The organism is Mesorhizobium sp. WSM1497 (assembly GCF_001672455.2).
GTDB lineage: Bacteria > Pseudomonadota > Alphaproteobacteria > Rhizobiales > Rhizobiaceae > Mesorhizobium > Mesorhizobium ciceri.
This window is the reverse complement of sequence record NZ_CP021070.1, coordinates 1,651,498-1,672,651: the sequence shown is the minus strand read 5'-3', so window position 1 is coordinate 1,672,651 and position 21,154 is coordinate 1,651,498. Positions and strand designations below refer to the sequence as shown.

At 64.2% G+C, this 21,154-nt stretch carries 22 protein-coding genes; 8 read left to right on the top strand and 14 right to left on the bottom strand.

The window, feature by feature from the left end; genetic code table 11:
* Positions 1–104: 104 nt before the first annotated feature.
* Complete coding sequence (locus tag A9K65_RS08220) at positions 105–1,961, top strand: CHASE3 domain-containing protein (protein ID WP_064993100.1); 1,857 nt, start codon at positions 105–107, stop codon at positions 1,959–1,961.
* 11 nt (positions 1,962–1,972) lie between these two features.
* Here A9K65_RS08220 and A9K65_RS08215 read toward each other — a convergent pair whose 3' ends face one another.
* Positions 1,973–2,542, bottom strand: coding sequence for a putative glycolipid-binding domain-containing protein (locus tag A9K65_RS08215; RefSeq protein ID WP_084015620.1), 570 nt, complete (start codon positions 2,540–2,542; stop codon positions 1,973–1,975).
* 286 nt (positions 2,543–2,828) lie between these two features.
* On the opposite strand from A9K65_RS08215, the gene ubiG reads away from it, so the two are divergent.
* Positions 2,829–3,578 carry a bifunctional 2-polyprenyl-6-hydroxyphenol methylase/3-demethylubiquinol 3-O-methyltransferase UbiG gene (ubiG, locus tag A9K65_RS08210; protein ID WP_013529456.1) on the top strand — a complete coding sequence of 250 codons (750 nt, stop codon included), beginning with the start codon at positions 2,829–2,831 and terminating at the stop codon, positions 3,576–3,578.
* Between the two features lie 2 nt (positions 3,579–3,580).
* Here the strand turns inward: ubiG and A9K65_RS08205 are convergent, their stop codons facing one another.
* Both A9K65_RS08205 and A9K65_RS08200 read right to left on the bottom strand, forming a co-directional pair.
* The gene (locus A9K65_RS08205; protein ID WP_064993047.1) at positions 3,581–4,099 is read right to left on the bottom strand and encodes a flavin reductase family protein; all 519 of its coding nucleotides are present in this window, start codon (positions 4,097–4,099) and stop codon (positions 3,581–3,583) included.
* A 142-nt stretch (positions 4,100–4,241) separates the two neighbouring features.
* Positions 4,242–5,132 carry a DMT family transporter gene (locus A9K65_RS08200; protein WP_013529454.1) on the bottom strand — a complete coding sequence of 297 codons (891 nt, stop codon included), beginning with the start codon at positions 5,130–5,132 and terminating at the stop codon, positions 4,242–4,244.
* Positions 5,133–5,228: 96 nt separating this feature from the next.
* Between A9K65_RS08200 and A9K65_RS08195 the strand changes: the two genes are divergently transcribed.
* Positions 5,229–5,714, top strand: coding sequence for a MarR family transcriptional regulator (locus tag A9K65_RS08195; RefSeq protein WP_013529453.1), 486 nt, complete (start codon positions 5,229–5,231; stop codon positions 5,712–5,714).
* A gap of 6 nt (positions 5,715–5,720) precedes the next feature.
* Here A9K65_RS08195 and A9K65_RS08190 read toward each other — a convergent pair whose 3' ends face one another.
* From A9K65_RS08190 to A9K65_RS08170, 5 genes are all read right to left on the bottom strand, one after another.
* Positions 5,721–6,275, bottom strand: a complete 555-nt coding sequence (locus tag A9K65_RS08190) for a hypothetical protein (protein ID WP_064993048.1) — start codon at positions 6,273–6,275, stop codon at positions 5,721–5,723.
* A gap of 122 nt (positions 6,276–6,397) precedes the next feature.
* Complete coding sequence (locus tag A9K65_RS08185) at positions 6,398–6,823, bottom strand: DUF1178 family protein (RefSeq protein ID WP_064993049.1); 426 nt, start codon at positions 6,821–6,823, stop codon at positions 6,398–6,400.
* Positions 6,820–7,686 carry a carbon-nitrogen hydrolase family protein gene (locus tag A9K65_RS08180; RefSeq protein ID WP_013529450.1) on the bottom strand — a complete coding sequence of 289 codons (867 nt, stop codon included), beginning with the start codon at positions 7,684–7,686 and terminating at the stop codon, positions 6,820–6,822. Before A9K65_RS08180 ends, A9K65_RS08185 begins: the two co-directional genes overlap by 4 nt.
* A 10-nt stretch (positions 7,687–7,696) precedes the next feature.
* Entirely contained in the window at positions 7,697–7,966 is a 270-nt protein-coding gene (gene grxC, locus A9K65_RS08175; protein ID WP_024503792.1) for a glutaredoxin 3, read from the bottom strand.
* Positions 7,967–7,993: 27 nt separating this feature from the next.
* The gene (locus A9K65_RS08170) at positions 7,994–8,794 is read right to left on the bottom strand and encodes a ComF family protein (RefSeq protein WP_064993051.1); all 801 of its coding nucleotides are present in this window, start codon (positions 8,792–8,794) and stop codon (positions 7,994–7,996) included.
* A 65-nt stretch (positions 8,795–8,859) separates the two neighbouring features.
* On the opposite strand from A9K65_RS08170, the gene A9K65_RS08165 reads away from it, so the two are divergent.
* Positions 8,860–9,735: a methyltransferase domain-containing protein gene (locus A9K65_RS08165; RefSeq protein ID WP_064993052.1), complete on the top strand. Its 876-nt coding sequence runs from the start codon at positions 8,860–8,862 to the stop codon at positions 9,733–9,735.
* A gap of 27 nt (positions 9,736–9,762) precedes the next feature.
* On the opposite strand, the gene A9K65_RS08160 is transcribed toward A9K65_RS08165, so the two are convergent.
* The 5 genes from A9K65_RS08160 to argJ all read right to left on the bottom strand — a co-directional run bounded on the left by A9K65_RS08160 (position 9,763) and on the right by argJ (position 12,940).
* On the bottom strand, positions 9,763–9,948 hold the full coding sequence (locus tag A9K65_RS08160) for a Flp family type IVb pilin (RefSeq protein WP_013529446.1): 186 nt from the start codon (positions 9,946–9,948) through the stop codon (positions 9,763–9,765).
* Between the two features lie 109 nt (positions 9,949–10,057).
* Complete coding sequence (locus tag A9K65_RS08155) at positions 10,058–10,372, bottom strand: hypothetical protein (RefSeq protein ID WP_064993053.1); 315 nt, start codon at positions 10,370–10,372, stop codon at positions 10,058–10,060.
* 129 nt (positions 10,373–10,501) lie between these two features.
* Positions 10,502–10,924: an 8-oxo-dGTP diphosphatase MutT gene (gene mutT, locus A9K65_RS08150; protein ID WP_013529444.1), complete on the bottom strand. Its 423-nt coding sequence runs from the start codon at positions 10,922–10,924 to the stop codon at positions 10,502–10,504.
* A complete protein-coding gene (locus A9K65_RS08145) occupies positions 10,917–11,669 on the bottom strand; it encodes a GNAT family N-acetyltransferase (RefSeq protein ID WP_013529443.1) in 753 nt (250 codons plus the stop codon). The genes mutT and A9K65_RS08145 overlap by 8 nt, the downstream gene beginning before the upstream one ends.
* A gap of 29 nt (positions 11,670–11,698) precedes the next feature.
* Entirely contained in the window at positions 11,699–12,940 is a 1,242-nt protein-coding gene (gene argJ / locus A9K65_RS08140; RefSeq protein ID WP_013529442.1) for a bifunctional glutamate N-acetyltransferase/amino-acid acetyltransferase ArgJ, read from the bottom strand.
* 457 nt (positions 12,941–13,397) lie between these two features.
* Between argJ and A9K65_RS08135 the strand changes: the two genes are divergently transcribed.
* The gene (locus tag A9K65_RS08135) at positions 13,398–13,997 is read left to right on the top strand and encodes a TetR/AcrR family transcriptional regulator (RefSeq protein WP_013529441.1); all 600 of its coding nucleotides are present in this window, start codon (positions 13,398–13,400) and stop codon (positions 13,995–13,997) included.
* A gap of 70 nt (positions 13,998–14,067) precedes the next feature.
* Here the strand turns inward: A9K65_RS08135 and A9K65_RS08130 are convergent, their stop codons facing one another.
* Complete coding sequence (locus tag A9K65_RS08130; RefSeq protein ID WP_024503787.1) at positions 14,068–14,985, bottom strand: peptidylprolyl isomerase; 918 nt, start codon at positions 14,983–14,985, stop codon at positions 14,068–14,070.
* 246 nt (positions 14,986–15,231) lie between these two features.
* On the opposite strand from A9K65_RS08130, the gene secA reads away from it, so the two are divergent.
* From secA to A9K65_RS08115, 3 genes are all read left to right on the top strand, one after another.
* Entirely contained in the window at positions 15,232–17,964 is a 2,733-nt protein-coding gene (gene secA, locus A9K65_RS08125; RefSeq protein ID WP_064993054.1) for a preprotein translocase subunit SecA, read from the top strand.
* A gap of 491 nt (positions 17,965–18,455) precedes the next feature.
* On the top strand, positions 18,456–19,856 hold the full coding sequence (locus A9K65_RS08120; protein WP_064993055.1) for a lipopolysaccharide biosynthesis protein: 1,401 nt from the start codon (positions 18,456–18,458) through the stop codon (positions 19,854–19,856).
* Positions 19,856–21,136: a GNAT family N-acetyltransferase gene (locus A9K65_RS08115; protein WP_064993056.1), complete on the top strand. Its 1,281-nt coding sequence runs from the start codon at positions 19,856–19,858 to the stop codon at positions 21,134–21,136. The genes A9K65_RS08120 and A9K65_RS08115 overlap by 1 nt, the downstream gene beginning before the upstream one ends.
* Positions 21,137–21,154: the final 18 nt, after the last annotated feature.

Below are 21,154 nucleotides of genomic sequence, written 5' to 3'. Positions count from 1 at the left end.
GCCGGCATATTGCCTTCCGCCCCGGCGCCGCCTACGAAATGCTGCCTGCGGGGAATTCTTTTGGTTCGGCATAGCAGATGATGATTGCTCGGTTTCGACGTGCCATGCGATGGCAATCGCTCCCGCTTGTCGCAGGCTTTGCGGTGCTGGCGCTTATTGTCGGCAGCCGTGCCATGCTGGTCGAGGAACAGCGGGCCAACCGCGCCGCCGCGCGCGAGGCAATCGAATATCAGCAATTGCTTTCGGGTCTGCTTTCTCTGGCACAGGAAGCCGAGAACGGCCAGCGTGGCTACCTGCTGACCGGCGAGAAATCCTATCTCGAACCCTATCGGAGCGCTGTCGGCGCCATTCCGGGGCAACTTGCCCGTATCGACAGCTTGACCGCCCCCGACGACCAGTTCGTCCAGCCGATCAACCACATCAAGGACGCGCTTTCGCAAAAGCAGGCTGAACTGGCCGAGACGATTGCCCTGTACGACCAGGGCAATGCGACGAAAGCGCTGGATTTGATTCGCAGCGGCCAGGGCAAGGCAGTCATGGACGAAATCCGAACCAGCATGGATACGGTCCGACGCATCAGCGCCGCAGCCGTCGCCGCGCGCGACGCGCATACCGACCAGGTCGAGACCTGGCTACGCATCGGTTCGGTGGCGGCACTGCTGGCGATCTTCCTGCTTGCCGGCTACGCGATCAGGGAATCGCGCCGCCGCTTCCTTGAGGTGGCGGTCGCCCAGGAGGAGTTGGTGCGCAAGAACGTCGCGCTCGGCAGTGAGATCGAGACACGTGAAAAGGCAGAATCCCAGATCCGCCAGATGCACAAGATGGAGGCGGTCGGCCAGCTTACAGGCGGCATCGCCCACGACTTCAACAACATGCTGGCGGTGATCATCAGCGCCATGAACCTCGCCCAGCGCAAGCTGGCGCGCGGCGAGCACGACATCGCACAATTCATCGACGCGGCGATCGATGCCGCGACCCGCGCCGCCAATCTGACGGCCCGGCTGCTCGCCTTCTCGCGTCAGCAGCCGCTGGCGCCGCAGATCGTCGACGCCAACCGCCTGCTGACCGGGATGTCCGACCTGATCCGACGGGCACTCGGCGAAACCATCCGCATCGAAACGGTGCTGGCGGGAGGCTTGTGGAAAACCCATGCCGACCCGAGCCAGATCGAGAACGCCGTTCTCAACCTGGCCGTCAACGCCCGCGACGCCATGGGCGATGACGGCAAGCTGACCATCGAGACCGCCAACAGCCATCTCGACGACAGCTACGCCGCCGCCCATGCCGAAGTCGCGGCCGGCCAGTATGTGATGATCGCCGTCAGCGATACCGGTTCGGGCATGACCCCCGATGTCATGGCCAAGGCCTTCGAACCCTTCTTCACCACCAAGCCGGTCAACAAGGGCACCGGCCTTGGATTGAGCCAGGTGTTCGGCTTCGTCAAACAGTCGGGCGGCCACGTCAACATCTATTCCGAGCCCGGCGAAGGCACGACAATCAAGATCTACTTGCCGCGGTATTTCGGCGCCGAAGAGCCGGCCGTGCCCACCGGGCGCGGCGACAACCCCGCCGCACCGGTCGCCGAAACGATCCTTGTCGTCGAGGATGATGCCCGCGTGCGGGTCTCCACCACCGAGGCCATACGCGAACTCGGATACACCGTCATTGATGCCGCGAGTGGCGAGGAAGCGTTGCAGAAACTGGCGGAAAACCCGAAGGTCGCCCTGCTGTTCACCGACATCGTCATGCCCGTCATGAACGGCCGCAAGCTGGCGGAAGAGGCCGTTGCCCGCATGCCGCTGCTGAAGGTGATCTTCACCACCGGCTTCACCAGGAACGCCGTGGTCCACAACGGCGTGCTCGACCACGACGTGCATTTCCTCGCCAAGCCCTTCACCATCGAGCAACTGGCAGCGAAACTGCGTGACGTGCTTGGCACGACGCAGGTCGCAGCGGGCTGATCACAATCGCTTCAGCCTGACGCAGCCGCGCGTCTCCAAAGGCCGGGATAGTCGACAACGAAGCCGTGCGGCGAGACGTTGAGGGTCTCGTCATAGCCGAACACCGGCGCGGCATAGGCATAGCGAACCGTGTCGAGACGCCGATAGGTCTGATCGAGGCGCACCAGCCTCAGTTCAGGGAAAGTCAGGTAGGCGGCCGGGGCAGGCGACGCTTCGCCGATCCCGAGGCCATACCGGCGGATCGCCAGCAGGTTCGATGCCGGTGTGAAGCCAAGATCGACGTCGACAAGACCGTCGACACCCTGCTGGACTTCGCCGTTCAGCGTCCACTGGCCGTTGAAATCGCGTTCGATCGCATAATGCAGCTGGCGCGTGCCGAGAAAGCCTTCGACAAGCGCCGCCCGTGTGTGCCAGCCGGCATCGCAATCCACCCCGTAGGCGAGGCAGCACGGCTTGCCGTCCTGGATGAAGATGGCTTGTCCCTTGAGGCTGTGCCCGCCATCGGTCTGCGCAAGCAGACAGGCATCATGCCCCTCCACGTCCAGCCGATGCCAGAGGATCGAAGCCGTCATTGCTGTCATCGTCACCTCCTTCGAGTTCAAAACGATGATGTGTTCCTTCGCCCGCCAGGCCAATTGTGTTTCACCGCGGCGCACTCCAGCTGACATGCCCTGACAGAATCCGGCTCCCTGCCGGCAGAGGAAAATTGTTGCCTTGACATTCGCGGCTTCACGCCCGACTTCCTAGCGCATGGCCCCGAAATCGAAGTCGATTTCGGAAAGGATCATGCGCAGAATCTAAAGTGCTACAGCGTCCTTTGCGCGTCCAAGAGGACGCGCGGCGCTGTAGTGTCGAGGAGACCAACCTATGCCAGAGCCCCGACGATCGACGATCGATGCCGGAGAAGTGGAACGCTTTTCCGCCCTTGCCGCCGAATGGTGGAACCCGAACGGCAAGTTCCGTCCCCTGCACAAATTCAATCCGGTCCGGCTGGCCTATATCCGCGACCAGATAGCGACGCGCTTCGGCCGTGACCCACGCGCTGCAAGGCCTTTCGAGGGACTGCGCATCCTCGACATCGGTTGCGGCGGCGGACTTTTGTGCGAGCCGATGGCGCGGCTTGGCGCCGAGGTTGTGGGCGCGGATGCCTCCGAAACCAACATCGAAGTGGCCAAGCTGCACGCCGCCGAAGGCAATGTCAGCGTCGACTATCGCGCCACGACGGCCGAGGACCTTGCCGACGCCGGCGAGAAATTCGACGTCATCCTCAACATGGAAGTGGTCGAGCATGTCGCCGACATCGACCTGTTCGTCGCCAAATGCGGCGAGATGGTGCGGCCCGGCGGCATCATGTTCGTGGCCACCATCAACCGCACGCTGAAGGCGCTGGGCTTAGCCATCATCGGCGCCGAATATGTGCTGCGCTGGCTGCCGCGCGGCACCCACCAGTTCGGCAAGCTGGTGCGGCCGGAAGAGCTCGAAAAGGCGCTTGCCGGCGCCGGCCTGACCATCATCGACCGCACCGGCGTCACCTACAATCCGCTGGCCGACCGCTGGGCGCGGTCGAAGGACATGGACGTCAACTACATGGTCCTGGCGGAAAAAGGCTCGGTCTGACCTTATTCAGAATTCAGCGGCCTGTAGCCGCCGCGCCAGTAGATCAGCGCCTGGCCGGCATCGGACGTGCGCACGGCCTCGACCGAACCGATGACGGTAGAATGCGTTCCGCGATCGATCATTTCATCGAGGCTGCAGTCGAATGCGGCCACCGCATCCGAAAGCAGCAAAGCTCCGGTCTTGAGCGTCACCCATTCGGCGCCCTCATAGCGGTCCTTGCCCTTGATGCCGCCGAAGCCGGAGAACCGCTCGGCCACGCGCTGATGCTGGGGGCCAAGCGAGTTGACGCCGAAATGCCGGTAGCGTTCGATCACCGGCCAGGTCGACGATGACCGGTTGACACAGGCGATCACCCTGGGCGGCTCGGCCGACAGCGAGACGACCGAAATGACCACCAGACCGGAGCGATCCTCGCCGGTGCCGGCGGTGATGACGCTGACATTGCCGACGATCAGCCGCATCGCGGCGCGAAAATCAGCTACATCGACGGCAGTCTCCTCGGATGTCTTCGGTTCGGTCATGGCTTGCTCCAGAGCACGATTCCAAAAAGGGAAAGGTCCTCGGAAAAGACCACGCTCAAACAAGAAGATAAAGCAGATCTGGATACAAATTCAGGTGAGATCGGCTCCAGGCACGAAGGCAGTTCGGATCCCCTGCGACCGCTCACGCCTTCTGGCTTTGTGCCCTGGTGGTGATGAACACGCCGGCGGTGATGATGAGCGCGCCTGCCCAGGTCAGCAGTTGATAGTGCTCGCCGAGGAAGAGGGTTCCGGCAAACAGGCCGACGGCCGCCGCCACATAACCGATCTGGCTGAGATAGACCGGACCGCCGACCGCCTGCAGCCGGAAGAAGAACGCGAACATCGCCGATGCCGACGCAACCTGCGCGACGACGACCAGCGGCACGCCGCCGAGTGGGACGAAAGCTTCGCCGCCGAACAGGAGGAGAATGCCGGCAAGCAGCATCGCCGCCGACGCCAGATGGCTGCCGACGGCAAGCTCGATCGGGCCGGTACCGTCCGGCCAGTCGACCGTGCGATAGATGTTGCCGGCGGCAAGGCTGACCGGGATGAGCAACCCCATCGCCACCCAGAACAAATCGGCCGGCTGGCCGGCCTCGCCGCGCGTCACCGCGACCATGACGGCGCCGACGAAGCCGACGGCGATGCCGGCAATGCCCAGCATGTTGGGGCGCCGGACACGCAGCAGGATCGAGAACACCAGCGTGATGACCGGCGACAGCGTGAACATGATGCCGGTGTAGCCGGCGCCCAGATGCGGGATGGCCGAGAACATCAGGAGATTGGGGACAGCATAGGACACCGCGGCGGTGACGAAGAAATAGCGCAATTTGTGCGCGGTGAGCCGGACCCGCTTGCCGCGAGCCAAGAGCATGCACAGCAAGACCCCGCCGGCGCCGAGCGAGATGACGAAGGCCCAGACCATGGCCGGCACGCCGGCAGCCGTGGCGAGCTTGCCGAACGGCAGCGTCAGGCCGAGCAGGCCGCCGGTGACGACCAGCAGGCCGAGCGCCGAATCCCAGAGAAGCTTCATTGACCGAATCCTGTAGCGCGGCTCTTGGCCGGCATTGCATCTTGCAGTAAGATAACGGAAAGATTCTTAACGTCAAGATAAATGATGGTGAGACAGTTGGACAGGGCAGCACGGGCGATCGAGCAATGGAAGCGGGAACGACCCGATCTGGACGTCTCGCCGATGGGTGTGCTCGGGCGGCTGAACGAGGCCGCCTCGCTGATCGCCCGCGAGCGCCTGGCGCCGTTGTTTGCCCGTTATGGATTGCAGTCCGGGGAATTCGACGTGCTGGCAACGCTGCGCCGCTCTGGATCACCCTACGCCCTGACGCCGACCGCCCTCTATGAAGCGACGATGGTGACGTCAGGCGCCATGACCAACCGGCTCGACCGGCTCGAAACGTCCGGATTGATCTTGCGCGGGCCGCACCCCAACGATCGGCGCGGCATTGTCGTGCGGCTGACCGAAAAGGGTCTCGCGTTGATCGATGAGGCTATTGCCGCCCATGTTGCCAACGAGCATGAGATTCTTTCCGGCCTGACACCGGCCGAACGGGAGACGCTCTCTCGGCTGCTTGAGAAATTGATCGGGAGCGTGAGCTAAGCCGGGTCAGTTCGTAGGCTGCCGCGAGAACCGGCGCCGGTGTTTCCAGCGGCGGTATGATACGGTGAGGTCGACAAGCCGGGTCGGCATGTTGAGGTAGAGCAGAGCATTCCGCAAACCGCTGAGATAGCGCTCACTCATCGCCTTGTCGGAAAAGTCCGGCATGGCCTCGAGTGTCGCTTCGGCTTGCTGGCTCCGGCCCTTTCCGGTCGGCAATCTGGCCGCAAAGGCTATTTCTCGACGCAGACAGACCTGCTCCACGCGATCCCGCAGCGCCTCTTCGTAGCCGATACCACATCGCATAAGCCGCGCGTGGGTGGCTTCATGGACGATAATCGAAGCGACCAATTCCGGCGTCGTCCCTTCGCTGATGATATGGCGCTCGTCCAATTCGCATGCCTTGGAAGAGTTTGCCCATTGCGCGACGGAAGCAGGAAGGGTTGTGACAAATACCTGTCTTACGTCACCAAGCAGCCGTCTGTAGCGCACTGGATCAAAATCACGAATAAGCTGAAGCGCCTCGACGATCTTGTCGGTGCCCTTGTCGCTGATGATGAGCAACCCGTCGATCGTTCGGGTACCGCTAAGCTTGACGGCGCCCCAGCGGGCCAATCGGCCAACGACGGCTCTTATGCTGCGTCGCGGCTCAATCGCTTCTGGGTCGCGCAAAGCTCCCTCGGAACTCAGTTGCGGTCGTCCGGAAACACCGGGATCGGCATGAACTCGACGCCGTCCTCGACCAGGCTCTTGGCCTCGTCCAGCGTCGCCTCGCCATAGATGCCGCGCGGGTCGCTCTCGCCGAAATGGATCTTTCGCGCTTCCTCGGCGAACTTGTCGCCGACATAATCGGCATTCTCGCGCACCTTCTCGGCTATCGCCTTGAGCTGCGCCAAAGCCTGCTTCTGCGCCTCGCCCATGGCCAGCGCTATGGTTTCCTGCTTGCGCGCCGTGGAGACGGCCGGCGCCATCAGTGCTTTCTGCACCTTGTGCGAACCGCAGCTCGGGCAATCGACGAAGCCGCGCTTCTTCTGGGTGTCGAAATCGTCGTTGCTGCGGAACCAGCCTTCGAATTCGTGCTCGTGCTCGCAGATCAGGGCAAAACGGATCAAGAGGCTGCACCCCTGAGCCGCGGCGCCTCGCCCGAGCCGGCATTGACGGCGAAATCCCGCGCATTCCTGAGATTGGGGATCTTCTTGCGCGCGGCAAGCGACTGCGCCGGATCGATCTCGGCGACGATCACCGCCGGTTCGTCATGCGCGGCTTCCGCAATGATCCGGCCCCACGGATCGACGATCAGCGAATGGCCGTAAGTCTCGCGGCCGTCTTCATGCAAGCCGCCTTGCGCGGCGGCGACGACATAGGCGCCGTTCTCGATGGCGCGGGCCCTGAGCAGCACGTGCCAGTGCGCCTCGCCCGTCTGGCGGGTGAAGGCAGCCGGTACGGAAAGCAGGTCTGCGCCGGCCAACGCCTCGGCGCGGAAGAGTTGCGGAAAGCGCAGATCGTAGCAAACGGCGAAGCCGAGCTTTGCACCCTCGATGTCGGTGACGACGGCCTCGGTTCCCGGTTCATAGGCGGCGGACTCACGCCAGCTCTCGCCATTGTCGAGATCGACGTCGAACATGTGGATCTTGTCGTAGGCGGCGAGCGCAGCACCATCCGGCCCGAACAGCAGCGCCCGGTTGGCGAGCTTGCCGTCGGCGCGCAGAATGGCGGTCGAGCCGATATGCAGGAAGATGCCGAGCTCCCTGGCCAGCCTGCGCGCGGTCGCGACGACGATGTCCTTGTCTTCCGACGTGAACGATGCGGCGCGAGCTTCCTTGTCGCGGATCAGCGCGCCGGTCATTTCCGGCGTCTGGATGTAGGTAGCACCCAGGCTGGCTGCTTCACGCACCAGCCGTTCGAGATCGGCGGCGTTGCGCTCGGGGCTCTCGCCTGAGCGCATCTGGATCGCAGCGGCCTTGAAAACACCCATCGTCATTCCCTTAATTCGTCGCGCCGTTGGCGAGCAATTTGTCCAGCCGGCCTTCGGCCTCCAGCTCGTGGAGGTCGTCACAGCCGCCGACATGCGTATCGCCGATGAAAATCTGCGGAAAGGTCGTGCGGCCATGCGCCCGGGAGATCATCTCCTGGCGCAATTCCGGCGAGAAGGAGGCATCGTGCTCGGTAAAGGCGACGCCCTTGCGCTCGAGCAGCCGCTTGGCTGCCGTGCAATAGCCGCACATCATGCGGGTGTAGATCGTGACATCGGTCATGACGAATTTCCGCTGTTCGTTGCCGACTTATATAGTCGCGGACTCGTCCGCCCGAAAGTCCCCCGGCAACACACGCGCAAAGGTCAGCACGTCGACGGCGGCCGCACCTCCCCTTTTCAGCGCCTTGGTGGCGGAACGCACCGTGGCGCCGGTGGTGTAGACATCGTCGATCAAAAGTACCCTGCGGCCGGCGATCTCGATTTCCGCCTCGGCGGGCACCCGGAACGCGGCCCGCACATTCTCCTCGCGTTCGCCGCGCTCCAGCCCGACCTGCTGGCGGGTGAGTTTCACGCGCCGCACCGCCGAGGGGGCGAAGGGCAATCCGCTAAGTGCCGAGACCGCCCTTGCCAGTTCCGCCGACTGGTTGAAGCGCCGCCTGAAAAACCGCCGCCAGTGCAGCGGCACCGGCACCACCACATCCGCTTCGGCGATGAGATCGGCACCCGCACGCATCATCCAGCGCGCCATCCAAGGTGCCAGATCCGTGCGATCCTGGTATTTCAACCCTTGCACCATCTGGCGCGCAACGCCGGAATAGGCGACCGCCGCCCGCGCCCGCTCGAAAGGCGGCGGATCGGCAATCGCCTCGGCCGACAGAAAGCCTTCGCCCATATGGTGGGTGAACCGCGTACCCATGACAGGGCACCATGGCCGCTCCAGCAGCCTGAGCTTCGGCCAGCAGGCGCCGCACAGCACGCCCGGCTGCGAGACATGCCGGCGGCAACCGGCGCAGACCGGCGGAAACAGCATCCGCGCCGGCCAGCCGACAACCGACCGGGCCAGGTTCGTGATCCCGATGGACTTGATCTTGGGCATCGGATCGGCCACGTGGTTGCTCCTGCGCGCCACTATATCAACGATCTCGGAGCGTGGACAAACAAAGGATCTGCCCGTTGCAGCCAATAATGGATACCTCTCTGTGGCTGACGCACAAGCGGCGCGCGCTTGCCCGTCCGGTCGACGGCGCGGACTTCCTCATGCGCCGCACGGCCGAGGACCTTGCCGAACGGCTGGGCGCCGTCGAGCGCCGGTTCGGCAAGGCGGCCGTGCTGTTTTGCCAGACGCCGGCGGCGGCCGAAACGCTCGCCGAAAGCGGCAAGGTCGCCGACATTGTCCGCGTCGAGACGGATACGGCTTTCCTGAGCGGTGGCGATGCCGGCCTGATCGCACCGCTTGAAACCGTGCCGTTCGAGCCGGAAAGCCTCGATCTGGCGGTGTCGCTCTTGTCGCTGCAGGCCGTGAACGACATCCCAGGCATGCTGATCCAGATCCGCCGTGCGTTGCGGCCGGATGGGCTTTTCCTCGGCGCCTTTGCCGGCGCCGGTACGCTTTTCGAGTTGCGCGAAAGCCTGCTTGCGGCCGAGACCGAGCTTTACGGCGGCGCCAGCCCGCGTGTCGCCCCGTTCACCGACGTGCGCGATGCCGGTGCGCTGCTGCAGCGCGCCGGTCTCGCTCTGCCGGTCGCCGACGTCGAGACGGTGACGGTGCGCTATGCCAGCCTGTTCAACCTGATCGCGGATCTGCGGGCCATGGGCGAGACCAATGCGCTCACCGATCGCAGCCGGCGCCCGGGCTCGCGCAAGCTGTTTGCCCGTGCGGCGGAAATCTACGCCGAGCGGTTTTCCGACCCCGACGGCCGCGTCAGGGCAAGTTTCTCGATTGTCTGGATGTCCGGCTGGGCGCCCGACGCTTCGCAGCAAAAACCGCTGAAGCCAGGGTCGGCCAAGGTCTCGCTGAAAACAATCCTGGAGGCGCCCGACGGGCAATGATCCTGCCCCAGGCGCGGGAAAGCCGGATCAGGGAGTGGGTGCGAAAGCGTTCGCAAGCTTGCTGTTGTTGTCGCTGAACAGCCAGATGATCCCGTCGCGGACCTCACCGATACCGCCGACGATGGCCAGCGACAGCACGGCGATGATCACGCCATATTCGACGGCCGTGGCGCCGGTCTCGTCGTTCAGAAAACCCAGCAGCACTGCTTTCATGGCCTCAACCCCTCTGTCCGGGACCTTACAGCCGACCTGTTAAGAAAGGTTAACGGCAAAGGCTTAACAGGCGGTGAAACCGCCGCCTTTGCGAAATTTCTTAACCATGTCAGCAGTCGCCGCTGCTCCGGCCATTGGACCTGATGATGCAGACCGAACTCGGCTGCGACTGCAGCACGCTGCGGCGCAGCGTGTAGGTTTCGCGATGGCCGATCGAGCCTGTGGCCGCCATGTCGAGCCCGCCGAAACCCTCACGGGCCGACAGCGAGCGTGTCTGGCTGTCGAGGAAAGGGGTTGCGATCAGCGCCAGCGCCACCGCGGCCGAACCGAACAGAAGCGTGATGCGCAATATGCCCATGCCCGCATCGGCGGCGCGAAAGCCGCGCTCGGGCCTGATCGAGTCCCAATCCCTGTCTAGGCTCATGCTATCGCTCCCCGGCAAATCGACGGCTCGGCCGCGAACGGCCATGCTTCAATTTTTCACGACGAGATAAATCTTCCATTAACGCTGGCTGATACAACGCCTCGGCCAGGAACCGGCCGGACGGGAGCCTCAGAGAAGATCGATGAGGAACGGGATCAGCGGCTCATCGGCCGGCGGCATCGGGTAATCGCGCATCTGCTTCGGCCGCACCCATTTCAGCGTCTGCCCTTCCCTGGGCTGCGCGATACCGCGAAAGCGGCGACAGATGAACAGCGGCATCAGCAGGTGGAAATCGTCGTAGGAATGGCTGGCGAAAGTGAGCGGCGCCAGGCACGGGATGTCGGTTTCGATGCCGATTTCCTCATGCAGTTCGCGAATGATGCATTGTTCGGGCGTCTCGCCCGGCTCGACCTTGCCGCCGGGAAATTCCCACAGCCCGGCAAGTTGCTTGCCCTGAGGCCGCTGCGCCAGAAGCACCCGGCCGTCGGCATCGACCAGCGCGCAGGCGGCGACCAGCAGCAGGCGCTTGCCGGCGGTCACGACATCATTCATGACCCGGCGGCCGCCGGTAGTGGTAGCGATAGACTTCCTCGAAGCCGAGCGAATGGTAGAGCGCCAGTGCCGGCACATTGTTGGCCTCGACCTGCAGCCAGGCTTCCCGTGCGCCCCGCAGCCGTGCCCATTTCAGTGCCGACAGGATCAGGTTGCGGCCGTGGCCCCTGTTGCGTGCCGACTTGTCGGTGGCGACCTCGAACAGGCCGGCGAGATCGCCGTCATGCACGCAGATCAGCGTCGCCAGCGCTTCTGATCCATCTTCGAGCGCGAACAGCCCGGCTTCGGGCTGGATGGCGCCGATGATCTCCGACAGGCCGGGGCGCAGCGAAACATCCGAACCGCTGACCTTGAGCGACGCGCCGATGAAGCGGCTGATGTCTTTGAGCGGGATCTGGTCCATGGCAGCGTCGAGTTGCGCATCGGCCAGCGGCAGCCGCATGACCAGCGACTCGTCGAACCGGCTCCATCCCTCACGGTCGAGATGACTGGCAAGATCGGGACCCGACAACGGCGACATGCGGAATGTCAGCGGCCTGCCATAGGCATCGAAACGGCGGCTGGCCCGGCCGATACGGTCGGCAATGTGCTGGATGTCGCCGGGATCGAGCGGATTGACCGAGTTCAGCCGCTTGGCCGGATGGCCGGCGGTCAGCCGCACCACCCAGGTGCCGTCATAGTGGACGGCGGCCGCCGGCCAGGCGCGAAAGCCGGCCGCCTCGTAACGGCGTACGATCGCCAGCATGCTTGCCGGATGCCTGGAGCTCAAAACCGTCAGCTCCGGTAATCGCCATTGATGGCGACATATTCCTTGGTGAGGTCGCAGGTCCACACCGTCGCCTTGCCGCGGCCGATGCCGATATCGGCGCGGATGCGGATGTCGTCGCGCTTCATGTAGGCCGACGTCGCCGCCTCGGAATAGCCGGGGTCGCGCTCGCCTTCATGCGCCAGCCTGTTGTCGCCGAACCAGATCGACAGCCGGTCGCGATCGGCGGGCTCGCCGGCCTTGCCGACGGCCATGACGACGCGGCCCCAATTGGCGTCCTCGCCGGCGACTGCCGTCTTGACCAGCGGCGAATTGGCGATCGACAGCGCGATGCGCTTGGCCGAGCGCGCCGATTTGGCGCCGGTGACGGTGACTTCGACCTGCTTGCGGGCGCCTTCGCCGTCGCGCACCACCTGCAGCGCCAGCGATTTCAGCACCTTGCCGAGCGCCCGTCGGAACGTGCCGAGACGGGCATCCTTGGGATCGGTTATCTCCGGCGCGCCGCGCCTGGCGGCCTTGCCGGTGGCGAAGATCAGCAGCGTGTCGCTGGTCGAGGTGTCGCTGTCGACGGTGACCGCGTTGAAAGTCTTGGCCGTGCCGCGCGACAACAGATCCTGCAGGACAGGGGCGGCGATCGGCGCGTCGGTGGCGATGAAGGAGAGCATCGTCGCCATGTCGGGCGCGATCATGCCGGCGCCCTTGGAAATGCCGTTGATGGTGACATCGGTGTCGCCGAGCTTGACGGTCGCGGTCGCCACTTTCGGATAGGTATCCGTGGTCATGATCGCCTTTGCCGCTTCGGTCCACAGCTCGGGCTTGCCGTTGCTGACCAGCCCCGCGAGCAGATGGCTGAATTTGCTGGTGTCGAGCGGCTCGCCGATGACGCCGGTCGAGGCCATGAAAACCTCCGCTGCCGTGCAGCCGGCCGCCTTCGCCGCCGCCTCGCCGGTCAGTGCGGTCGACTCGCGGCCCTTCTTGCCGGTGAAGGCGTTGGCGTTGCCGGAATTGACGACCAGCACCCGCGCCTTGCCCGCGCCGAGATTCTGCCGGCAGAAATCGACCGGCGCCGAGGGGCATTTCGATTTCGTGAACACGCCGGCGACCGCAGTGCCTTCATCGAAGACCATGGTCAAAAGATCGGTGCGGCCCTTGTACTTTATCCCTGCCTCGGCGGTGGCGATGCGCACCCCCTCGATTTCTGGCATTTTCGGGTATTTCTTCGGCGCAAGCGGCGAAATCGTCGTGGACATGGAGGCCTCGGGCGGGAAAATCGCAAGGGAAGGCCGGTTTGCCCGATAGACCGCGCCGGCGCAAGGGCGTTTTCGTTGCTCTTGTCCGGGAGCTCGAACTCGCCCCTCGGAGCAGGGCTCCGAGACGTCGCAAGCCATGCAGTAGACATTGTCCGACGGCCGGTCCGGCGGTGTCAGCCAGTTTGCGCCGGCCGCGGTCATGTTATTAGGAATTTATTCTTGACAGGGTGAGAGCAGCTATGCTACATTTTCGTCCATGGTGCTGATTTGCGCCAGTGACCCGCCTCCGGCGGGTTTTTCTTTTGGGGCCTCGCCAACCAAGACGCCGGTAAGGTTCCAGAAAAACGACCAACCCCTGCCCCGACTAGCCAGTCTCCAGAAGCTTGAAAACGCGCCGTTTCGTTTGAGCGTCGGGTCACCTATATTGCCGGCGAAGTGTTTGGCGAGGACGACAGAGATGGCCGAGGACGCCGATCCGGCGCGCAGATCGATCGGTGCGCGGCGCAATCCCGACAGCGCCGAGGCCATTCTCCAAGCCGCCGAGACCGTACTGGTCGAAGCCGGTTATGCCGGTTTCTCGATCGAGGCGGTGGCGCGGCGGGCCCGCGCCGGCAAACCCACCATCTATCGCTGGTGGCCGAGCAAGGCGGCGTTGCTGCTTGAGGTCTACCAGCGCCAGAAGCGCGTCGATGTTCCCGATACCGGGGTGTTGGAGGAGGATCTCGTCGGCTTCCTGAAGAACCTGTTCGCCCACTGGCGCGAGACATCGTCGGGAAGCGTGTTCCGGTCGCTGATCGCCGAGGCACAGTCGGACGAGACCGCGGCCGCGGCCCTTGCCGACTACTCACTGGGCCGACGGTCCCATACCGCCCAGATCATCGAACGCGCCAAGGCAAGGGGCGAAATCCCGGCCGAAATCGATTCGGCTGTCGTCGCCGACCTGATCGCCTCCTTCGCCTGGAGACATCTGCTGACCAACCGGCTCGACGAGGACGAAGCGACCATCGGCAAGGCCGTCAACTACGTGATGCGAGGCATAGCGGCGCCTGCCTCGTAAAGACGGCAATGAATGAAAAGGGCGCGGCAACCCCTGGCTGCCGCGCCCCTTTTCAAAAAAGCTGCCAGTCTTACTTGGCGCTTTCCAGCGTATCGACCGCCTTCTTCAGGTTGGCGTCGGGGATCTCGACCTTGGCGCCGGCGCGCAGCGACTTGACCAGCGCGAAATACTTGTCGCGGATGACCGCCTGCTTGGCCTGGTCCTTGACGTCGTCGAAGGCCGGCGGCTGCTTGGTGCGCTTGTCCTCGAGCTTGATGACATGCCAGCCGAACTGCGTTTGCACCGGCTGCTCGGTGTATTTGCCGACCTCGAGCGCGGAGGCCGCCTTGTCGAACTCCGGCACCATCTGGCCAGGTCCGAACCAGCCGAGATCGCCGCCGCTGGTCTTGCCTGACGGATCGCTGGTGTGCTCGTTGGCGAGCTTCTGGAAGTCGGCGCCGCCGTCGAGCTGCTTGATGATCGCCTCGGCCTCTTCCTTCGTCTTCACGAGGATGTGACGGGCATGCAGCTCGTTGGTGGGCGGCGTGTTGGCGATTTCCTGGTCGTAACGGGCGCGGACTTCGGCGTCGGTGACCTTGTCGACGACACCCTTCTCGACCATCTCGCCATGCAGCGCGCGCTGCTGCAGGAAGGCCATGCGGCGCTGGAAGTCGGGATCCTTGTCGAGCCCTGTGGTGACCGCCTGGGCGGCCATGACGCGGATCTCGATGGCAGCCGAAAGGGCGGCGGCACGGCGCTGCTCGGGCGGCAATTGTGCGAACTGCTGCGACAATTCCCCTTCGGCAAGCACCAGATCTGCTTCGGTCAGGGGCTGACCGTTGACCGTGGCGATAACCTTATTGGGATCGACCGGTGCCGCGGCTGGCGCTGCTGCATCCGCTGGAGCGGGAGCGGTTTGCTGCGCCATCACAGGCGAGAGCGAAAGGGCCGACAGGCCGACGGCCAAGCCAAGGCTGGCGAGCGACGCGCGGCGAAACAACAGGGACATAGGGGGACTCCGGTGGGGATTGTTAAGAGGGGTGCTTCCAGATCGGCCAGATTGTGGCGGAATTTGGCGCAGCCAGCAGGGCCAGCGCGGCGTTGACATCAGTTGAGCCCCCTCTTATCTGTCCAACGACTTTGCGTCCAGAACCGTTTTCCGGGCGCTTTTTGTGTTTGTCCACGTTCACGTGGAATTGATGGGGCCGCCCGGCGCTCATCTCAAGATTGAGAATTCTATCGAAAGGACCATTGGATGGTCAGTCTCGGCGGTCTCGCCCGTAAGGTTTTCGGTTCCTCCAACGACCGTCGGGTCAAATCGACCCGGCCCCGTGTCGAGGCGATCAACGCCATGGAAAACGAGATGCGGGCGCTTTCCGATGAGGAATTGGTCGGCCGCACCGCGAAATTCCGCCAGGACATCGCCAACGGCGCCACGCTCGACGACCTGTTGGTGCCGGCCTTCGCCACCGCCCGCGAGGCCGCGCGCCGCGTGCTCGGCATGCGCCCCTTCGATGTCCAGCTGATCGGCGGCATGGTGCTGCACAATGGCGGCATTGCCGAGATGCGCACCGGCGAGGGCAAGACCCTGGTCGCGACGCTGCCGGTCTACCTCAACGCGCTTGCCGGCAAGGGCGTCCACGTCGTCACCGTCAACGACTATCTGGCCACCCGCGACTCCGAATGGATGGGCCGCGTCTACAAATTCCTCGGCCTCTCGGTGGGCGTCATCGTCCACGGCCTGTCCGACGAGGAGCGCAGCGCCGCCTACGCCGCCGATGTCACCTACGCCACCAACAACGAGCTCGGCTTCGACTATCTGCGCGACAACATGAAATACGAGCGCGCCCAGATGGTGCAGCGCGGTCACAATTACGCGATCGTCGACGAAGTCGATTCCATCCTGGTCGACGAGGCACGCACGCCGTTGATCATTTCCGGTCCGCTCGAGGACCGTTCGGAAATGTACAACACCATCGACACCTTCATCATCCAGCTGCAGCCGCAGGATTATGAGATCGACGAGAAGCAGAAGACCTCGATCTTCACCGAGGAAGGCACCGAGAAGCTCGAGAACCTTTTGCGCGACGCCGGCCTGCTCAAGGGCGAGTCGCTCTACGACGTCGAGAACGTCGCCATCGTCCACCACGTCAACAACGCGCTGAAGGCGCACCGGCTGTTCCAGAAGGACAAGGACTATATCGTCCGCAACGGCGAGATCGTCATCATCGACGAGTTCACCGGCCGCATGATGCCGGGCCGCCGCTATTCGGAAGGCCTGCACCAGGCGCTCGAAGCCAAGGAGCATGTGGCGATCCAGCCGGAGAACCAGACGCTCGCCTCCGTCACCTTCCAGAACTATTTCCGCCTCTACAGGAAGCTGTCCGGCATGACCGGCACGGCGCTGACCGAGGCAGAGGAATTCGGCAACATCTACGGCCTCGAAGTCACCGAGATCCCGACCAATCTGCCGGTGATCCGCATCGACGAGGACGACGAGGTCTACCGGACGGTCGAGGAGAAATACAAGGCGATCGTCAGGGAGATCCGCGAAGCCAGCGCCAAGGGCCAGCCGACGCTGGTCGGCACCACCTCCATCGAAAAGTCCGAGCAGCTGGCCGAGCGCCTGCGCAAGGAAGGTTTTACCGATTTCGAAGTGCTGAACGCCCGCCATCACGAGCGCGAGGCGGCGATCGTCGCCCAGGCCGGCAAGCCCGGCGCCATCACCATCGCCACCAACATGGCCGGCCGCGGCACCGACATCAAGCTCGGCGGCAATGCCGAGATGCGGATCGAGGAAGAGCTGGGCGACATGCCGGCCGGCCCCGAACGCGAGGCGCGGGAAAAGGAAATCATTGCCGACATTGAGCGGCTGAAGGAAAAGGCATTGGCCGCCGGCGGCCTCTATGTGCTGGCCACCGAACGCCACGAATCGCGCCGCATCGACAACCAGCTTAGAGGTCGTTCAGGAAGACAAGGCGACCCCGGCCGCTCGAAATTCTTCCTGTCCCTGCAAGACGATCTGATGCGCATCTTCGGCTCCGAGCGCATGGACGGCATGCTGCAGAAGCTCGGCCTCAAGGAAGACGAGGCGATCATCCATCCGTGGATCAACAAGGCGCTGGAAAAGGCGCAGAAGAAGGTCGAGGCGCGCAACTTCGACATCCGCAAGAACCTGTTGAAATATGACGACGTCTCCAACGACCAGCGCAAGGTGGTGTTCGAGCAGCGCATCGAACTGATGGACGGCGAAGGCCTCTCCGAAACGATCGCCGAGATGCGCGAAGGCGTCATCGACGAGATCGTCGCCAAGGCCATTCCCGAAAACGCCTATGCCGAGCAGTGGAACGTTGCCGGGCTGAAGGCCGAGATCGCCGAGTTCCTGAACCTCGACCTGCCGGTCGAGGACTGGGCCAAGGAAGAGGGCATCGCCGAGGACGACATCCGCGAGCGCATCGCGCAGGCCGCCGAAGCCGCCGCCAAGGAGCGCGCCGAGCGTTTTGGCCCCGAGGTGATGAACTATGTCGAGCGCTCGGTGGTGCTGCAGACGCTCGACCATCTGTGGCGCGAGCACATCGTCAATCTCGACCATCTGCGCTCGGTCGTCGGCTTCCGCGGCTACGCCCAGCGCGATCCGCTGCAGGAGTACAAGGGCGAGGCGTTCGAGCTGTTCCAGGCGATGCTTGGCAATCTGCGCCAGGCCGTCACCGCGCAGCTGATGCGCGTCGAACTGGTCCGTCAGGCCGCCGAAGCGCCACCTCCGGAAGCCCCCGACATGTTCGGCACCCATATCGACGGCACCACCGGCGAAAACGACTTCGAAGGCGGCGAAACCGCCCTCCTGGTCCGCCCGGAGACAACCGCAATCGTCGCCCCCGAAGACCGCGACCCCAACAACCAGGCCACCTGGGGCAAGGTAGGCCGCAACGAAGCCTGCCCCTGCGGATCGGGGAAGAAGTACAAGCATTGCCACGGGGCGTTTGCGTAAGGGGCGCTTTTCCTTCTCCCCGTTCACGGGGGTGAGGCGTGGTCCGCGTAACGGACGAAAAGCCAATTGCTTGGCTTTTCGAACGACGAACGCCCGGAGCGATAGCGAGGGGCTGGAGTGGCGACGTTCGCGATTTGCCAATCTCCCCACCTGAGGGGGAGATGGCCGGCAGGCCAGAGGGGGGCGCTGTCCCGCCGACTAAGCCGCCTCGAACTCGAACTTCAGCTGCGCGGCCTCATCCTCTGGCAGCCAAGGCACGATCTTGCGATAAAGCCGGGTGCTATCCTGATCGGCAACGTCTCCGTGCTGCGCGCCTCGGCGATGATGAAACAGCGGCGCAACCTCAAACGCCTGCGCCGCCCCTCATCCGCCTGCCGGCACGTTCTCCCCGTATAGGGACGGGGCGAAGGAACTTCTCACCCAACCGTTTCTTAATGTGTCTCCGCTACACCAACGCCTGAAAAAGAAGCGGAAAACGGAGAGAAATCGGGGTGCGCTTTTCCGCGGCCACGACTGCCGGGCGGTTCTTGCCGCAGCGTTGGGCGCTGCGCATGGGGCCGTTGCTTGGCCGCATCGATGCCGTGCTGTTCACCGCCGACGAGCGCGGCGAGGCCAGCCGCATGTCGGTCATCGCCTTCTCGGTCCGCATCGTCAGCGCCGTCATTGCCTTCGTCAGCCAGGTGCTGATGGCACGCTGGATGGGCTCGTTCGAGTACGGCATCTTCGTCTTAGTCTGGGTGACGATGGTCATCGTCGGCAATCTCGCCTGCCTGGGCTTCCACACCTCGGTCATCCGCTACATTCCCGAATACCGCGAGCGCGGCTTGATGGACGAGTTGCGCGGCATCGTGCTGGCCAGCCGTCTGTTCGTGCTGATCGCCTCGACGCTGATCGCCGGGCTCGGCGCGCTCGGCGTCTGGCTGGCGGCACCCTGGATCGAGAACTACTATGTGATCCCGTTCATCCTCGGCGTCATCTGCCTGCCGATGATCGCCATGTCCGACCTCCTGTCGGGACTGGCGCGCGCCAACAGCTGGGCTCTGTTTGCCCTGTCGCCGACCTATCTGGTGCGCCCCATCCTGATCCTGCTGTTCATGGCGCTGATGCTGTTTGCGGGCTACGCACCCGATGCCAGGACCGCAATCTTTGCTTCGATCGCCGCCACCTACGCCACAACGCTCGGCCAGCTTATCGGTGTCACCCAGCGCATGGAACGGCAGATTCCGGCCGGGCCGATGAAGGTCCATTTCGCGCAATGGTTCATCGTCTCGCTGCCCATCTTCCTGGTCGAGAGCTTCTTCTTCCTGCTGACCAATGCCGATGTGCTGATGGTCGGCGCCTATATGGATCCCAACGACGTCGCCGTTTATTTCGCCACGGTGAAAACGCTGGCGCTGGTGCATTTCGTCTATTTCGCCGTTAAGGCCGGCGTTGCCCAGCGCTATGCGCAGTTCACCCATGGCGATCCGCAAAGGCTCGCCGCCTTTGCCCGCGAGACGGTGTCGTGGACGTTCTGGCCTTCGCTGTTGATGGCGCTGCTGGTGCTGGCGCTCGGCGAGCCGATGCTGGTGCTGTTCGGCCCGGAATTCAGCAGCGGCTATCCCTTGCTGTTCCTGCTCGTCTTCGGCGTCGCGGCGCGCGCCGCCGTCGGCCCCTGCGAAAGCCTGCTGACGATGAGCGGCAACCAGAACATCTGCGCCGCCGTCTATGCCATGACGCTGGCCTTCAACATCGCCCTCAACGTGATGCTGATCCCGATGTTCGGCCTGTGGGGCGCGGCCATGGCCACCGCCTTTGCCATGATCTTCGAAGCCGGCGCGCTGTCCTTCACGGTGTGGCGCAAGCTCGGCATCGTCATGCTTATCTTCGTGCCTGCGAAAGGAGCCGCGTGATGGCTGCCATCCCGTTGCTTGAGGAAACCAGCGGCGGCACCGCCGGCGCCATGGTGTCGGGCCTTGCCGGGCTGACCCGTGACGCCGACCCCGCCCATATCGAGATTCTCGCCAACAACCGGCCCGAGCGCAAGCTCGCCATCTACCCGGCATCCGCCGGCTTCGACCTGGTCGAGGAACTGGATTATCTCTGCGCCCGCACGGTCGAGCCCAACGTGTTCTTCAACCCGCGTTTCCTTGCGCCCGCCATGCCGCGGCTGGAAGATCGCGAGGTGCGGCTGGCGGTCATCCGCGACGGCGACGAATACCGCAACCGGCTGCGCCTTCTGGTGCCGTTCTCGGTGGAACGGCCGGTGGTGCCGCTCGGCGTGCCGGTGATGCGCACATGGTCGAGCCCGTTCGGTCCGCTCGGCACGCCGCTGGTTGACCGCGACGACCCGGTGGGCGTCGTCGAGGATTTCTTCTCGATGCTGTCGCGCCCGCATCTCAAGCTGCCGAAAGTGTTCGTCCTGCCCGATGTCCGGCTCGATGGCCCGGTGGCGAGCCTGTTTGCCACCGTGGCCGAGACGCGCGGCCTGATGCTGGTCACCACCGGCCAGACCCTGCGCCCGGCGCTGGAGAGCGAGCTCGACGGCGATGACTATCTGAAGGCCTCGCTGCGTTCGCACCATTATCGCGAGTTCCGCAGGCTGAAGCGGCGCCTTGGCGACCTCGGCAGGCTGGAGCATGTCGTGGCGCGCGGCCCCGAAGACATCCGCCACGCCATCGAAGGCTTCCTGACGCTGGAAGCGGCCGGCTGGAAGGGCCGCGAACGCACCGCCATGGCGATCGACCGTTTCCGCGCCGCCTTCGCCCGCGAAGCCGTGCACCGGCTGGCCGAGCAGGACATGTGCCGCATCCATTCGCTGACGCTCGACGGCCGCACCATCGCCTGCCTGATCGTCTTCGTCGAAGCCGGTATCGCCTACACCTGGAAGACCGCCTATGACGAGACGCTGGCCAGCTATTCGCCGGGCACCTTGCTGATGATCGAGGTGACCAGGCAGCATCTCGACGATCCCAACATCATGATGACCGATTCCTGCGCCGTGCCCGACCATCCGGTGATGAGCCGGCTATGGGCCGAGCGCAAGCCGATGGGCACGCTGGTGATCGGTCTGACGCCGGACGCCGACCGCCTCACCCGCCAGGCCGCCTCGCAACTGCACCTCTACCGCGAAACCCGCAACATGGCCCGCCTGCTGCGCAACCGCATGAAGAGCTTGTTGGGGCGGTGCTGAGAAAAGGCAAGGGTGCGG